This window comes from Burkholderia sp. Ac-20365, from assembly GCF_017104715.1.
GTDB lineage: Bacteria > Pseudomonadota > Gammaproteobacteria > Burkholderiales > Burkholderiaceae > Paraburkholderia.
Genome location: NZ_JAAGPI010000003.1, coordinates 433267 through 447256 on the forward strand (window position 1 = coordinate 433267; position 13990 = coordinate 447256).

The following is a 13990-nucleotide window of genomic DNA, read 5'->3' on the forward strand; positions in this document are numbered from 1 at the left end:
GTGTCGCGCTGACTGGCAGGTCCGACGTCACACGATGATTCGAGATGCCGGTTCCATCCCCGAGCGCTACTCCGCCAGAGTCAATTCGCCGTTGCTGTTCGAAGCTTGCGTTTGACTGCTCCATCGCCTTGCGCGTGAGAATGGCTATCGTCGTCGCGTCCGGCGTCTTTTAGGTTTCGAAGGCGTTAGCGCGGCAGTCCAGAGTCTGGCCGATTCGCGTCTTGCTGCCGACGCCGCGTGGCCGCGAGTCGTGCCGAGCACCGCATTCGCGCCACTGAGCCACATGCTCAGTAACGGGTTTTTCTTCAACCACGGGTTTTTCACGTTTCTCTCCCGATACGTGCCGCTTGCAAAGCGACCAACGTCACTTTCACGAACCAGCCAACGCGATTACTGTTGTGACCCGCCCAGTCGTCGGAAATCGCCTGAGCACGCATGCGTGAGGATACGTGTCTGACGGTCAATCAGTCTTGTTATCGCGAACGGGACGATACAACTGTGGCATCGGTGCTGACAATCTGCATCGCTTCCTTTGCGCCCTGCACCGCATGTGTCGGATCGCCGGTCAGAATCGTCGATCCCACCCCCGACGCTGCGTCTTCGAATGCACTGTTTACTGCCATAAAGCTGCTGTTCAGTCGCCTCTCCGCGCCGTTGACGGCGTCGACCATGGCGTCGAGTACGATTTCGTTGAGATGACGCCAATATGCGGTCGCTTTCGCGGCTCCCGCGAGCGTGTAACTCATCTGCAGGCGCCAGGCGCCGAAGGGAGAGCGCTCGTTGGCGACTTCCATCGCAATCGCGCGTTGTTCGGCGATCGTTGTACGCACTGCACGCCGGTTGAGATCGGAAATCCGCTCTGCCGTGGTGACGCACAGTTGGGCAAGGTCATTCATTTCCGCAACGGCCGACGCCGCGCGTCGAGGCGATTGCGCTTTGATGTCCTCAGGTAGGGCAATGACACTCTGGCTCATTTGAGACCTCCGTCAGGGTTCGTGACAATTTCGAAGCTCCGGACAGGGAGCTACATACTGCACTGCCGCAAGGGGCGTTCCCAACGGCCCGCAACCAACGTGCTATGCGGATGCGCCAGCCAGTGGCAGACGATATTCGCCCGAACGCCTCACCACTGACGCTCACCGAGCTTACGAGAGACATGATTTATGACGCGCGTCTGATGAAGTCCTGCCGCAACCGCATTCGACCCCGCAAATATGCGCAACCTGAAGATATGCCGCCACGATTGCACTCGTCGCAAGAAAACAAACGACGCGCGCTTCATCACGGGCCGCGTCGACGACAGCCGCGAATCCACTCGCGCAATCGGACAAGGATTTTGTGCAGACAGCATCAATGGCATCATCGACTGAAATCGATGCCGCCAAGCTCGCGACAGCGAACTCGGAAGACAAGGATGTAAAGTCGTTCGCTCGTCATATGATGCTCGACCACACGAAACTGACCGTACAGCTGAAAATGGCCGCGCCGCATGGCGTAGCTGTACCAAAGGACAATTCCGACACAGCTGTTCTCGGCTCGCTGAGGGGACTCAAAGGCAAGGCGTTCGACCAGGCCTATATATCGAAGGTTGGCGTAGAGGGTCACAAGGAAGCGGTTGCCGCGTTCCAGAAAGAGATTGCAGAAGGCCAGGATGCGAAGCTCAAGAAAGCCGCGCAGGATGCTTCCCGTTCGGAGCCGCGGGCTCGCTCGCCGTGCTCATGAGGTGGCTGTATTTCTGCGGCTTGTCCGCCAGCCTCGTTATCGACCAGTTTCAATGCGTTCTCCAAAGAAAATCATCCGGTAAGGGAACGAAACGCCTGTCTTTGAGCTTAAAACATGCGGCGAACGCATTTGCGAAGCAGCCCCGCGTTTGTTGCACACGGGGCTTCTTTCGCTCGATTACTCCGATTACAACAGAGCGCCGGCGCTGCTAAACAACGGCAGTCTGCTTGAAGACCTGCGAGGCAACTTCATCCACAGCTGCCTTGGTCAACTTGACGATTTCATCGACTTCGGCACGTGTCGTCACGAGCGGCGGCGCAAAGCCGAGAATGTCGCCATGCGGCATCGCGCGTGCAATGAGTCCGTATTGCAGCGCAGCGGCCGACACGCGCGGGCCGACCTTAAATGCGGCATCGAATGGACGGCGCTCTTCCTTATCCGCCATGAATTCCAGTGCGGCGAGCATCCCTGCGCCGCGTACTTCGCCGACGAGCGGATGCGCGTCGAACGCGGCATGCAGTTGTTGAAGCAGATAGCCGCCGACATCCGCCGCATTTTGCGTCAGGTTCTCGCGCTCGAGTATTTCCAGGTTTGCCAGCGCCGCAGCGGCGCAAACAGGATGCCCCGAGTACGTCCAGCCATGCCCCATCGGACCGAATTCCTGCGAGCCCTGAGCTATCACATCCCAGACCTTTTCGCCGACGATAACGGCCGACAGCGGCGCATACGCGCTCGTCAAGCCCTTCGCGACCGTGATCAGGTCCGGCTCGATGCCGAAATGCTGCGCGCCCATCTTCGAGCCCAGCCGCCCGAAGCCGCACACCACCTCGTCGCTGATCAACAGAATGTCGTGTTTCTTCAGTACTTTCTGGATTGCGGGCCAATAACCGGCCGGCGGCGGCAGAATGCCGCCCGTGCCCATCACCGGTTCGCCGATGAAAGCGGCGATCGTATCCGCGCCTTCCTTCGCGATCAGTTTCTCCAGTTCTTCGACGCAATAGTCGACGAACTGCGCATCGCTCATGCCAGCGGGGGCCTGACGATACCAATGCGGACATACCGTGTGCCTGACGCGATCGATGGGCAAATCAAAGTGCTGATGAAAACTCGGCAGGCCTGTCAGGCTGCCCGTCACGATGCCAGACCCGTGATAGCCACGCTGGCGCGAAATGATCTTCTTCTTGTTCGGCCGGCCTTTTACGTTGTTGTAGTACCAGACGATCTTGATCTGCGTTTCGTTCGCATCGGAACCGGACATGCCGTAGTACACCTTCTTCATGCCCTTGGGCGACCAGTCGATGATGCGTGACGACAGTTCAATGATCGTATCCGTCGAATGCCCGACGTACGTGTGGTAATACGCGAGCTTCTTCGCCTGTTCATAGATTGCGTCGGCGACTTCCGTGCGGCCGTAGCCGATGTTCACGCAATAAAGACCAGCGAATGCGTCGATAAATGATTTACCTTGATGATCTTCGATGCGGATGCCTTTGGCGCCCGTGACGATGCGGCCGGGCAGCGCGCCGCTGGCGTGATCGTGAGCGTGCGTCGACGGGTGCATGAAATGCGCGCGGTCCGCGCTAAACAGTTGATCGAGCTGGGTCATAAGACACTCCGTTTCTGATCGATAGTTGAATGATTGACTCACGCGGCAAGCGGCCGATGAGCACAAGAAGCAGCGTCGGCTACAGGCAAGCCAAGTTGACCGAGGCAGAAATAACGTGTTTCGACGAACGGCTCGAAGCCTTCGAGTCCGCCTTCGCGGCCGAGACCCGATGCCTTCATACCGCCGAATGGAATCGGCGCGCCCGTGAATTTCGCTCCGTTCACGGAGATCATCGCGAAATCCAGTTGGCGAATCACCTGAAAGACCGTATTCAGATCTTTCGCGCACAGATAGGCGGCGAGCCCGTATTCCGTGTCGTTCGCGCGCGCGATCGCTTCCTCCAGTGTGTCGAACGGCGACACGGCAGAAATGGGCGCGAAGTTCTCTTCGTCGTAAATACGCATGCCCTTCGATGCATCGGCAATCACGGTCGGCTCGAAGAACCAGCCGCCGCGCGCATGCGGCGCACCGCCAACCACGATGCGTGCGCCTTTGACGCGAGCATCTTCGACGCGTTCCACGGTTGCATCGAACGCGGCCTGATGCATCAGCGGGCCGACCTCGCTGCCTGGTTCGAATGCCGATCCAACCTTCAATGCGCGCACGGCTTGCGCATAACGCTCGACGAATGCGTCGTACACGTGGCGCGCAACCAGAATGCGATTCGCCGCGCAGCAGTCTTGTCCCGACGTCTGGAACTTCCCGGCCACTGCCACGCGCACTGCCTGTTCGAGATCGGCGTCTTCCGTCACGATGAATGGTGCGTTGCCGCCCAGTTCGAGCGCTGTCTTCTTGATGCCGCTTTGCGCGACGGCCTGCATCACGAGTCCGCCGACACGCGTCGAACCCGTAAAGCTCACCGTGCGCACGCGCGGATCGCGCACCAACGTTTCCATCGCCATTTGCGGCTCGCCTAGCACGACGTTGAACACACCCTGCGGAAAACCCGCCTCTTCCGCGAGCTGCGCCAGCGCGAGCGCGGAGAACGGCGTCTCGTGCGCGGGCTTCACGACGACCGTGCAGCCTGCCGCGAGCGCCGCTGCTGCCTTGCGGGTGATCATTGCATTGGGGAAATTCCACGGGGTGATCAACGCGGCAACGCCAACGGGCTCCATCATTGTGCCGAGATGCGCGCCGTCGATATGCGTCGGAATCGTGCGGCCATTCAGGCGCTTTCCTTCGTGCGCAAACCATTCGATAAAGCTTGCCCCATACGCGATCTCTCCCGCAGCCTCGGCAAGCGGCTTGCCCTGTTCGAGCGCGAGAATGCCCGCGAGGTCGTTGTGATGACGCAGCACGAGTTCATGCCAGCGCAACAGCAAGGCCGCGCGCCTCACGACGGGAACCCTGCGCCACGTTTCGAATGCGCGGTGCGCGGCGTCGACGGCCTGCGTGATCTGCTGCGCTTCCAGCATCGGCACATGGCCGATCACTTCCTGATCCGCCGGATTCTGCACGGCCACCGTGGATGCCGTTTCGCTATGGACCCAACGGCCATCGACATAACACAGCGACTTGAACAGAACGGGATGACCCAGCAACATGACGATCTCCTATGTGCGATATCTGACTATTAGTGTACGGTCGATACGCATGCGATTCTTTCCGTTCGGGCCGCTCGAACTGCGTGCTTTTTCTGTTTTGAAACGTGCCGGCACGAAGTTTTCGTGTGCGTTTTACGCACCGCCGTTCGCTGCCTCATCGGCCCAGTCAGGCATCGACTCGGGCGCGTTCTTCACCATCTTGGTGACCACATAGGTGAAGTACCGTTCGATGCCAAGTTCATCCGTGAGCAGCGCATCAATAAAGCGTTGATAGTGGTCGATGTCACGCGACATCACATGGAGCACATAATCGACGCCACCGCCCGTCGCATGACATTGCGTCACTTCCGGCGCCGCCGCGACGCGTTCTTCGAAACGTTGCATGTCGTGCGCCGTATGCCGCGCAAGCGTCACTTCGACGATGATGCGGCTGCCCTTGAACGCCTTAGCCCAGTCGATATCCGTTCGATAGCCACAAATCACGCCGCTCTCTTCGAGCCGCCGCACGCGTTCCCACGCGGGCGAGATCGACAGGTTCACTTCCTCCGCAAGACGTGACTTCGTAATGCGCCCGTCCTGCGCGAGGATGCGAAGAATCGCGACATCGTAGCGATCGAGTTTCATCATCGGCGTGGCCTCTAGCTTCTCGCCGTGTCGAACTTACCCGACGAAACGGGAATGCCGCGCTCCACGATATCGGCGACCACAGCCACCGTATCGCCGATATGCACAAGCCCCGGAAAATGCCGAGCGGCGAGCAGGCCGCTGCGGCGCGCACGATATTCGACGGGTTGTGCGCCCGTGCGCGTCGCATCGTGAACGCGCGCGATCACTTCGTTCGCTTCGACGCTGTCGCCGAGGTCCTTGCATAGTTCGAGCAGGCCATCATGTTCGCTTGTCGTATAGCAGGTGCCGTCCGGCATATTGAGCAAGGTCGTCGTGCGCGACGTTGTTTCTTCACCATCGCGCAACGCCAGTACGCCTGCATTCGCGAGAAATCCGCGCACGCCGCGCTCGGCCACGCCGACGCTCGCCACCGTCGCCGTCCCGCCACCGCCCAGTTCCGTCGACACGAATACCTTGCCCGCTTCTTCGACCGCCGTGTCGAACAAGCCCACACTATCCAGTTCGAGCATCCGCATCGAATACGGCGCGCCGAACGCGCGCATCGCCGCTTCGCAACGCGCCTGCTGTTTCGCATCGTTCAGTACGTGCACCGCAGAGAAAGGCACGAAGTCGAGCGTGCGGCCGCCCGCGTGCAGGTCGAGCACATAGTCCGCCAGCGGCAGCAAATAGCGCTGAAAGTAGTCGGCAATCTTCTCGGTGACGCTGCCATCCGGCTTGCCCGGAAAACTGCGGTTGAGATTGCCGCGATCGATCGGCGACGTGCGGCTCCCCGCCCGAAACGCCGGATAGTTCATGAACGGCACGATGATCACGCGCCCAGTCACATCGCTTGCCTTCAATGTCGATGCGAGCTTCGACAGCACGATGGGACCTTCGTACTCGTCGCCGTGATTGCCGCCCGTCAGTAACGCGGTCGGACCGTCGCCATTGCGGATCACCGTGATGGGAATCATCACGGCGCCCCACGCGGATGCATCGTGCGAATGCGGCAACTTCAGGAAGCCGTGCTGTTCGCCGTCGGCCTCGAAATCGATCGTGGCGGAAATGGGTGATGCCCGCATTGCCCTACTCCTTGACGAACAGCTTGCGCGGCGTATTGCAAAAGGTCTCGACGCCCGACTCGGTAATCAGGATGCTTTCCGTGATTTCGAGTCCCCAGTCGTCGAGCCACAGGCCCGGCATGAAGTGAAACGTCATGCCGGGTTCGAGGACGGTCTTGTCCCCCGGACGCAGGCTCATCGTGCGCTCGCCCCAATCGGGCGGATAGCTCGCGCCGATGGGATAACCGCACCGGCTATTCTTCTCGATGCCCGATTTGCGCAACACGGCAAAGAACGCATTCGCGATGTCCTCGCAGGTGTTGCCGGGTTTCGCGGCAGCGAGACCCATTTCGATGCCTTCAATTACGGCCTTCTCGGCATCGATGAAATGCTGCGGCGGCTTGCCGAGATACACGGTACGCGACTGCGGGCAGTGATAACGCTTGAAGCAGCCGGCAATTTCGAAGAACGTGCCTGCGTCCTTTTCAAACGGCGAGTCGTCCCATGTGAGATGCGGCGCGGCGGCATCGACGCCTGTCGGCAGTAGCGGCACGATCGCGGGATAGTCGCCGCCATAACCATCGACGCCCGTAATCCCAGCCGAATAGATCTGCGCAACGAGATCGCTCTTGCGCATGCCCGGCTCGATCCGCTCGACGATCTGCGCATGCATCTTCTCGACGATGCGCGCGGCAATGCGCATGTACCCGATCTCGCGCGGCGACTTCACGGCGCGCTGCCAGTTGACGAGCGCTGTCGCATCGCGCCATGTCGCGTTGGGCAGATTGCGCTGCAACGATGCAAACGCGGCAGCGCTGAAATAGTAGTTGTCCATTTCGACACCGATGCGGCGCGCCTGCCAGCCACGCGCTTCGATCAATTCGCGCGCAAGATAGTCCATCGGATGACGCTCGGTGGACTGCACGTAATGATCCGGATAGCCGACGATGTTCTCGCGCTTCATGAACACCGTGCGCAGCGCGCCGTTCGCGTCCTGCCCACGTCCATACCAGACGGGCTCGCCGTCCAGCGCGAGCAGCACGCACTGATGCACATAGAACGACCAGCCGTCGTAACCGGTGAGCCATCCCATGTTGGTGGGGTCCGTCACGATCAGCAGATCGATCTGGGCCTTCTCCATCGCGCGGCGCGTCTTCGCGATGCGCGCGTCGTACTCGCTGCGATCGAATGGCAAGCGGGCCACAGGTGCCGCCTGCTTTACGTCGTCCCGCTCCAGTTGATGTGTATCTGACATGGTCTCCTCTCAGCGCTTCATGTCGTTGCGGAAAAGGGTGCCTGCATTGGCCGCGCGCGCACGCGCGACGGCAAGCGTCGCGATGGCCGTGTCCTGAGCGCCTGTGCCCGTGAGGTCGCATAACGTTATGTCGCTGTCGCTCGTACGACCTTGGGCCTGTCCTGCGATGATCTGTCCGAGTTCTGCATGCTGTGCGTTCGCGTCGACGACGGCCGCTTCGATCGCGTGATGAAGCTCGCCGAGCACACGCGTCTGCGTGGCGCGGTCGCACACATAGCGCGCCGCCACCAGTGCTTGCGGCGCGATCTCGTTCTTATGTTCCGCATCCGAGCCCATCGCCGTGATGTGCAGGCCCGGATGCAGATCGGCCGCGTGAATCAGCGGCTCGGTGCTCGGCGTCGTCGTGATCGCGATGTCCGCTTCAGCGAGCGCGTGATGCACGTCGCGCGCAACTTCGCACGCGATGTGCAATTGCGCGGACATGTCGGCTGCGAATTGCTCGGCGCTCGCACGATTGCGCGCCCATACCGTTACGCGCTCGACTTTTCGCACCATCGCGAGCGCCTGCAATTGCAGACGCGCCTGTTCGCCCGCGCCGATCACCGCGACATTCGGCGCGTGCTGCTTCGCAAGCCAGCGCGCCGCGACTGCGCCCGCGGCCGCCGTACGCACGGCCGTCAGATAGCCGTTATCGAGCAGCACGGCTTCCGTCAGTCCCGTTTTTGTCGACAACACGAGCATCAGGCCATTGAGACTCGGCAAGCCAAGTTTCGGGTTGTCGAAGAAGCCGGGGCTGACCTTGATCGCGAAGCTTTCGAAGCGCGGCAGATACGCGGTCTTCACATCGACTTCGCCGCGACGCTCAGGCAAATCGAGCCGCAGGATCGGCGGCATCGCGACGGCTTCCGTCGCAAGCGACAGAAACGCGGCTTCGATCTGATCGATAGCGGCGAGATCGAGTGGCACGAGTTCCCTGAGTTGCGCTTCGCCGAGCAAGGTAATAGCTGTCATCCGTCACTCCGTATCAGGCCGCACCGACTATGCGGCGATGCTGGTTCATGTCGATATTGGCGCCCGTCACGATCAGCACGATCGGACCGCGTGCAGCAGCCCCAATGCTCAGACGCCCCGCGATCAGCGCGGCAATACCGACGGCGGCAGCGCCTTCGAGCACCAGATGTTCGGCTTCGTAGGCATGCACGATGCCGCGCGCAATCGATACCTCGTCGAGCAATATGACCTCGTCGATCAGTTCGCGCGTCAGTGAAAACGTGTGCCGGTTGTCGAGTCCGATTCCGCCGCCCAGCGAGTCCGCGAGCGTCTCCCGCTCATCGACGAGTACCGGTTTGCCTGCCGCGAGGCTCGCATGCATCGCGGCGCCGCGCGCCATCGTCACGCCCGTCAGGCGGACGCTGGGTGCGATCTGCTTCGCGGCGAACGCGACCCCTGAAAAAAGACCGCCGCCCGAGAGCGGCGCCGCGATATGCGCGACGTCGGGCAAGTCTTCCACGATCTCGATGCCGATGGTCGCCTGCCCGGCGATCACGTCGAGATGATCGAACGGCGGCACGTACGCGTAGCCTTCTTCGCGCACGAGGCGTTGCGCTTCATGTTGCGCATCGTCCTGGCTCTCGCCGACGATGTGCGCCTGCGCGCCCAGCGCGCGCACGGCCTCGACCTTGTTCGACGGCACGAGCGACGACATGCACACGGCCGCCTCGATGCCGAGCGCACGTGCCGCATGCGCGACCGCGCGCCCGTGATTGCCCGTTGACGCCGTAACTACGCGCGTGCATCCCGCTTCCGCGAGACGCACGAGTGCATTCGTCGCGCCGCGCAGCTTGAAGCTGCCCGTCGGCTGGACGGTTTCGAGTTTCAGATAGACGGGTGCATTCGCAACCGCCGACAAGGCGTGGGATTCGACGAGGGGCGTGCGCAGCACGCGCTGCTGGATACGTCGGCGTGCGGCATAAACATCGGCAAGCGAAAGTACGGACATTGACGGCCCTTGCACCTGTTCACGACCACTGTGGCCCGCGTCGCAGGAATTCGACGCGGGTCACAGCGGACTCAGTGCGGCCAGTCTAATGTTCTAAAACCTGTTTTCTATTGTCCTGGTACATTTCGTTTTGCCCGTTCGCGTGCGATGACGCGTTCAGCCAAAGTCATGCACCTGCGGGTATTGCTCGAACACGTCGCGCATCGTTTCAAGCGCGTCCTGATAGACCTCGTCGCTCACTTCCGCGCCAACGCATAAGCGCACGGCATTGGGCCGGTCCGCGCCGCGCACGAGAAACGGATCGGGCGACGTCACGGCGATATTGCGATTGCGCAACTCGCGCACGAGCCGGTCGGCCTGCCAGTGATCTGGCACGCGCAGCCATACCGACAATCCTTGCGGATGCGATCCGAGTACATACGGGTCGAGTATTTTTTTCGCGAGCGCCTGGCGGATCGCCAGCCGCCCGCGCTGCATGTCGACGAGCCGCGCGGCCGTACCGTCGTTGATCCAGCGTGTCGCCACTTCCGCCATCGGCGAGGTCGCCATCCAGCTGCTCACGCGCAACACACTCTCGGCGCGCAGCGCGAGCCGGCGCGGCGTCGTCAAATAGCCGATGCGCAAGCCCGCGAGCACGGACTTCGACATGCTCGTGCAGTAAAACGACAGGTCCGGAATATGACTCGAAATCGGCGCGGGACGCGACGCGGGCAACGGACCATACACGTCGTCCTCGATCACGAACACACCGTAGCGTTCCGCGATCCGTGCAATCGAACGGCGTCGCGACTCGGGCATCATCGCAACGGTGGGGTTGTTCAGCGTGGGCGTGCAGACGAGCGCCGTGATGCGCTCGCTGTCGCACATTTCTTCGAAATGCTCGGGGTGAATGCCGTACTCGTCGATCTCGAGTCCTTTCAGCGTAAATCCCAGCACATTCGCGGAGCCGATTACGCCGTGATCGGTCAGGCTTTCGCATAGCACCGTGTCGCCGGGACCGACCAGCGACGCGAGCGCGAGAAAGATCCCATGCGCCGCGCCATTGGTGACGAGCATCGTATCCATCGAAGCGGGCATGCCCATCGTCTGCAGCCACGCAATCCCCGCCTGCCGGTGATGCTCGAAGCCCGCAATCGGCCTGAACGCGCGGATCCACGGCTGGTCTTCGATCTTCGAGAGTGTCGCGCAAACCTTGCGCCACATCGCGTCGTGCTCAGGCGTATGGATGATGCGTGCAATTGAAAAATCGATGACAGAGCGCTCGGCCGTATCGAGCATGTAATTCGACATCGTCTCCGTGACGCGCTCGGCGACGAAGCTGCCCCGTCCCACTTCGCAACGGATCAACCCTTGCCGCTCCAGCTCCTTATACGCATTCGTCACCGTCTGCACGCTGATCGACAGCTCTGAAGCGACGTCCCGCTGCGGCGGCAGACGCGCGCCCGCGCGCAGCGACTCACTTTCGATATCGGTCGTAATCGCCTTCACCAGCCGCTTGTATTTCGACTCGACGCCATGCACCGCGCCGACCGCTTCCCGCCATTGCTCGATCACCTGCTGACTCCCGTCTCATGCAGCACCACCCATGCGGCGCGCCTGACACCATGCATAGTGCGACAAAAGGGGCACTAAAAATTATTGTCCTAGAGCAATCGCAACAAAAAAATGGCTTTGTATGCTGCGTTCATGGGTCGCATCACGGGACATCTCGAACGCCCCGGAAGTGGATACCACATCGGGTTTTCCCGGGTTCATGGCGCACGCCGCACTGCGCCATTCATCACTCTCTTTTTCGCCCTCATACGGAATCGCCATGAAATCGAAGCGCACGTCAGTCATGCTCGGCGCCCTCTGCCTCGCGGCAGCGAGCCTCGCCATGCACACCCAGTTCGCGTCGGCTGAAACGACGTTGCAGCGCATCCAGCGCACCGGCGAGGTGCGCATCGGTTATGCGAACGAGGCACCGTTCGCCTACACGCAGCCGGATGGCAAGGTGACAGGCGAGTCGCCTGAAATTTCGCGCAAGGTCTTCGAGAAGCTCGGCGTCAAGAAAGTAGATGCCGTGCTGACGGAATGGGGCTCGCTGATTCCCGGCCTGCGCGCGGGACGCTTCGACGTCATCGCCGCAGGCATGTACATCACGCCCGAGCGGTGCAAGCAGGTTGCCTTCGCCGATCCGCAATACCAGATCCAGGACACACTGCTAGTGATGAAGGGCAATCCGAAGAATCTGCACAGCTATGGCGATGTCGCGAAGCAGCCGGACCTCAAGCTCGCAGTGATGGCGGGCGCCGTCGAAGTCGCCAATTCGCGCGACGCGGGTGTCAATGACGCGCAACTGCTGCAGGTGCCCGACACGACAGCGCAACTGCAGGCTGTGCGCACGCGTCGCGCAGACGCCGCGGCCGGCACGGCGCTGACAATGAAGGGACTCGCATCGAAAGATGCAGGCCAGGTCGAAACCGTCTCGTTCTTCAAGGACGATCCGAACCACACGGGTTACGGCGCGCTGGCGTTCCGCCCGGAAGACACCGATCTGCGTGATGCCGTGAACAAGCAACTGCATCTATGGCTCGGCACGCCCGATCATCTCGCGACTGTTGGACCCTTCGGCTTCGACAAGACCAATCTGACCACGAAGACAGCCGCGCAAATCTGCGGCCAGTGATTCGTCGCAATAGGTACGCATCGTGAATGCGTACCTATTGCGGGGCACGTCAATTTCACGCGCCGCGAACGCACCACAGCGCTTGCGGTGCAACGCGAATCGTGCACGCCAGGGAGGCACCGAGATTGCTTCCCGTATCCAATCCAGCGCGCATCCGTGCGCCATCATGCAAGCGAGGCAACCGCCATGCGTGAACTGTTTCCCCTGCTGCTGCAAGGCACGCTCGTCACCATCGAGATTGCCGCGCTCGGCACGCTGCTCGCCATCGCCATGGCCTTCGTCGCCACGGCTGCAAAGCTCGCGCCATGGGCGCCCGTGCGCTGGATCGGCAACGTGTATGTCGAAGTCTTTCGCGGCACGTCGCTGCTCGTACAGTTGTTCTGGTTCTTCTTCGTGCTGCCGCTGCCGCCGTTCAGGATCGAGCTGACGCCTTTCACGGTGGCCATCGTCGGGCTTGGCCTGCACTACGGCGCGTACGGCTCGGAGATTCTGCGCGGGGCGCTGCGCTCGGTGCCGGGCGGCCAGTTCGAAGCAGCCGTCGCGCTGAACATGTCGGCCTTCTCGCGCATGCGCCGCATCATTCTGCCGCAGGCGATGATCAACGCGCTGCCGCCCGCGACCAACCTGATGATCGAGTTGTTGAAGGGCACCTCGCTCGTCTCGTTGATCACGCTATCGGATCTCACGTTCCGCGCGCGCCAGCTCGATGAAGCGACGTTCAAGACCGCCGAGATCTTCTGCCTCACGCTAGTCATCTACTTCGTGCTCGCGCAAGTGCTTGTCATGCTGATGCGTCATTTCGAGCGGCGCGTGAGCCACGGCATCATCGCTCACAGTTCGCGTCAGATCACGCAAAAGGCGGCGTCATGAATCACTTCTTCGATCTTCAGTACGCCGCGCATATCCTGCCCGACCTTGCGCGCGCGTCCATCTACACGATCCTGATCACTCTGATCGGCTTTGCGATCGCGCTCGTGCTCGGCCTCGTACTCGCGATCCTGCGGCGCAGCCCGATCAAGGCTGTGTCGCGCACTGTCGGGTTCGTCGTCGAGTTCATCCGCAGCACGCCGCTGCTGATCCAGGTCTACGTGCTGTTCTATGTGCTGCCGGCTTTTGGCATCACGATGTCCGCGCTCACGGCGGGCACGATCGGCATCGCGCTGCACTACGCGTGCTACACGTCCGAGGTGTATCGCGCGGGTTTGAATGGCGTCGCGCGTGGTCAGTGGGAAGCGGCGTGCGCGTTGTCGCTGTCGCCGTGGCGTACGTATAGCGGCGTGATCCTGCCGCAGGCCGTGCGGCCCATCATTCCCGCGCTCGGCAATTACCTCGTCGCGATGTTCAAGGACACGCCCGTGCTATCGGCCATCACCGTGGTCGAACTGATGCAGCAGGCAAAGAACGTCGGCTCCGAAACTTTCCGTTATCTGGAGCCGATCACGCTCGCAGGCCTGTTCTTCCTCGTCATCAGCGTGACGTTCGCGCAACTCGTGCGGCAGCTGGAATTCCGCCTGAGGCTGCCATGAAGA

The 13990-nt window shown here is 61.4% G+C and carries 13 protein-coding genes and 1 pseudogene; 4 read left to right on the top strand and 10 right to left on the bottom strand.

Going from position 1 to position 13990, the window contains the following annotated elements:
- Positions 1-473 precede the first annotated feature (473 nt).
- Complete coding sequence (phaP, locus tag G3O01_RS08295) at positions 474-974, bottom strand: TIGR01841 family phasin (protein WP_205804023.1); 501 nt, start codon at positions 972-974, stop codon at positions 474-476.
- A 307-nt stretch (positions 975-1281) separates the two neighbouring features.
- On the opposite strand from phaP, the pseudogene G3O01_RS08300 reads away from it, so the two are divergent.
- A pseudogene (locus G3O01_RS08300) lies at positions 1282-1677 on the top strand (DUF4142 domain-containing protein); the annotation flags it as partial.
- Between the two features lie 253 nt (positions 1678-1930).
- Here the strand turns inward: G3O01_RS08300 and G3O01_RS08305 are convergent.
- The 9 genes from G3O01_RS08305 to G3O01_RS08345 form a co-directional block, all read right to left on the bottom strand.
- Positions 1931-3328, bottom strand: coding sequence for an aspartate aminotransferase family protein (locus G3O01_RS08305; protein ID WP_205804024.1), 1398 nt, complete (start codon positions 3326-3328; stop codon positions 1931-1933).
- A gap of 38 nt (positions 3329-3366) precedes the next feature.
- The gene (locus G3O01_RS08310; RefSeq protein ID WP_205804025.1) at positions 3367-4872 is read right to left on the bottom strand and encodes an NAD-dependent succinate-semialdehyde dehydrogenase; all 1506 of its coding nucleotides are present in this window, start codon (positions 4870-4872) and stop codon (positions 3367-3369) included.
- Positions 4873-5004: 132 nt separating this feature from the next.
- Positions 5005-5496, bottom strand: a complete 492-nt coding sequence (locus G3O01_RS08315) for an Lrp/AsnC family transcriptional regulator (protein ID WP_205804105.1) — start codon at positions 5494-5496, stop codon at positions 5005-5007.
- A 14-nt stretch (positions 5497-5510) separates the two neighbouring features.
- Entirely contained in the window at positions 5511-6560 is a 1050-nt protein-coding gene (gene doeB / locus G3O01_RS08320; protein WP_205804026.1) for a N(2)-acetyl-L-2,4-diaminobutanoate deacetylase DoeB, read from the bottom strand.
- Positions 6561-6564: 4 nt separating this feature from the next.
- Positions 6565-7794 (bottom strand): ectoine hydrolase DoeA, encoded by a 1230-nt coding sequence (gene doeA / locus G3O01_RS08325; protein WP_205804027.1) that lies wholly within the window; start codon positions 7792-7794, stop codon positions 6565-6567.
- A 9-nt stretch (positions 7795-7803) separates the two neighbouring features.
- Positions 7804-8805: a cyclodeaminase gene (locus tag G3O01_RS08330; protein WP_205804028.1), complete on the bottom strand. Its 1002-nt coding sequence runs from the start codon at positions 8803-8805 to the stop codon at positions 7804-7806.
- Positions 8806-8818: 13 nt separating this feature from the next.
- Positions 8819-9793, bottom strand: a complete 975-nt coding sequence (gene eutB / locus G3O01_RS08335; RefSeq protein WP_205804029.1) for a hydroxyectoine utilization dehydratase EutB — start codon at positions 9791-9793, stop codon at positions 8819-8821.
- 156 nt (positions 9794-9949) lie between these two features.
- Positions 9950-11347: a PLP-dependent aminotransferase family protein gene (locus G3O01_RS08340; RefSeq protein ID WP_205804030.1), complete on the bottom strand. Its 1398-nt coding sequence runs from the start codon at positions 11345-11347 to the stop codon at positions 9950-9952.
- Between the two features lie 81 nt (positions 11348-11428).
- On the bottom strand, positions 11429-11632 hold the full coding sequence (locus tag G3O01_RS08345; protein WP_205804031.1) for a hypothetical protein: 204 nt from the start codon (positions 11630-11632) through the stop codon (positions 11429-11431).
- Here G3O01_RS08345 and ehuB point away from each other — a divergent pair.
- The 3 genes from ehuB (at position 11607) to ehuD (ending at position 13987) form a co-directional block, all read left to right on the top strand.
- The gene (gene ehuB / locus G3O01_RS08350) at positions 11607-12461 is read left to right on the top strand and encodes an ectoine/hydroxyectoine ABC transporter substrate-binding protein EhuB (RefSeq protein WP_205804032.1); all 855 of its coding nucleotides are present in this window, start codon (positions 11607-11609) and stop codon (positions 12459-12461) included. The two genes, G3O01_RS08345 and ehuB, sit on opposite strands and share 26 nt — an antisense overlap.
- A 186-nt stretch (positions 12462-12647) precedes the next feature.
- Positions 12648-13331, top strand: a complete 684-nt coding sequence (ehuC, locus tag G3O01_RS08355) for an ectoine/hydroxyectoine ABC transporter permease subunit EhuC (RefSeq protein ID WP_205804033.1) — start codon at positions 12648-12650, stop codon at positions 13329-13331.
- The gene (ehuD, locus tag G3O01_RS08360) at positions 13328-13987 is read left to right on the top strand and encodes an ectoine/hydroxyectoine ABC transporter permease subunit EhuD (protein ID WP_205804034.1); all 660 of its coding nucleotides are present in this window, start codon (positions 13328-13330) and stop codon (positions 13985-13987) included. The genes ehuC and ehuD overlap by 4 nt, the downstream gene beginning before the upstream one ends.
- The last annotated feature ends 3 nt before the right edge of the window (positions 13988-13990 follow it).

Coding starts and splice junctions, on each gene's coding strand:
- G3O01_RS08330 (WP_205804028.1), bottom strand. CDS start 8,805: ATGACAGCTATTACCTTGCTCGGCGAAGCGCAACTCAGGGAACTCGTG.
- ehuC (WP_205804033.1), top strand. CDS start 12,648: ATGCGTGAACTGTTTCCCCTGCTGCTGCAAGGCACGCTCGTCACCATC.
- G3O01_RS08305 (WP_205804024.1), bottom strand. CDS start 3,328: ATGACCCAGCTCGATCAACTGTTTAGCGCGGACCGCGCGCATTTCATG.
- doeA (WP_205804027.1), bottom strand. CDS start 7,794: ATGTCAGATACACATCAACTGGAGCGGGACGACGTAAAGCAGGCGGCA.
- ehuD (WP_205804034.1), top strand. CDS start 13,328: ATGAATCACTTCTTCGATCTTCAGTACGCCGCGCATATCCTGCCCGAC.
- eutB (WP_205804029.1), bottom strand. CDS start 9,793: ATGTCCGTACTTTCGCTTGCCGATGTTTATGCCGCACGCCGACGTATC.
- G3O01_RS08345 (WP_205804031.1), bottom strand. CDS start 11,632: ATGACTGACGTGCGCTTCGATTTCATGGCGATTCCGTATGAGGGCGAA.
- phaP (WP_205804023.1), bottom strand. CDS start 974: ATGAGCCAGAGTGTCATTGCCCTACCTGAGGACATCAAAGCGCAATCG.
- ehuB (WP_205804032.1), top strand. CDS start 11,607: ATGAAATCGAAGCGCACGTCAGTCATGCTCGGCGCCCTCTGCCTCGCG.
- G3O01_RS08310 (WP_205804025.1), bottom strand. CDS start 4,872: ATGTTGCTGGGTCATCCCGTTCTGTTCAAGTCGCTGTGTTATGTCGAT.
- G3O01_RS08315 (WP_205804105.1), bottom strand. CDS start 5,496: ATGAAACTCGATCGCTACGATGTCGCGATTCTTCGCATCCTCGCGCAG.
- doeB (WP_205804026.1), bottom strand. CDS start 6,560: ATGCGGGCATCACCCATTTCCGCCACGATCGATTTCGAGGCCGACGGC.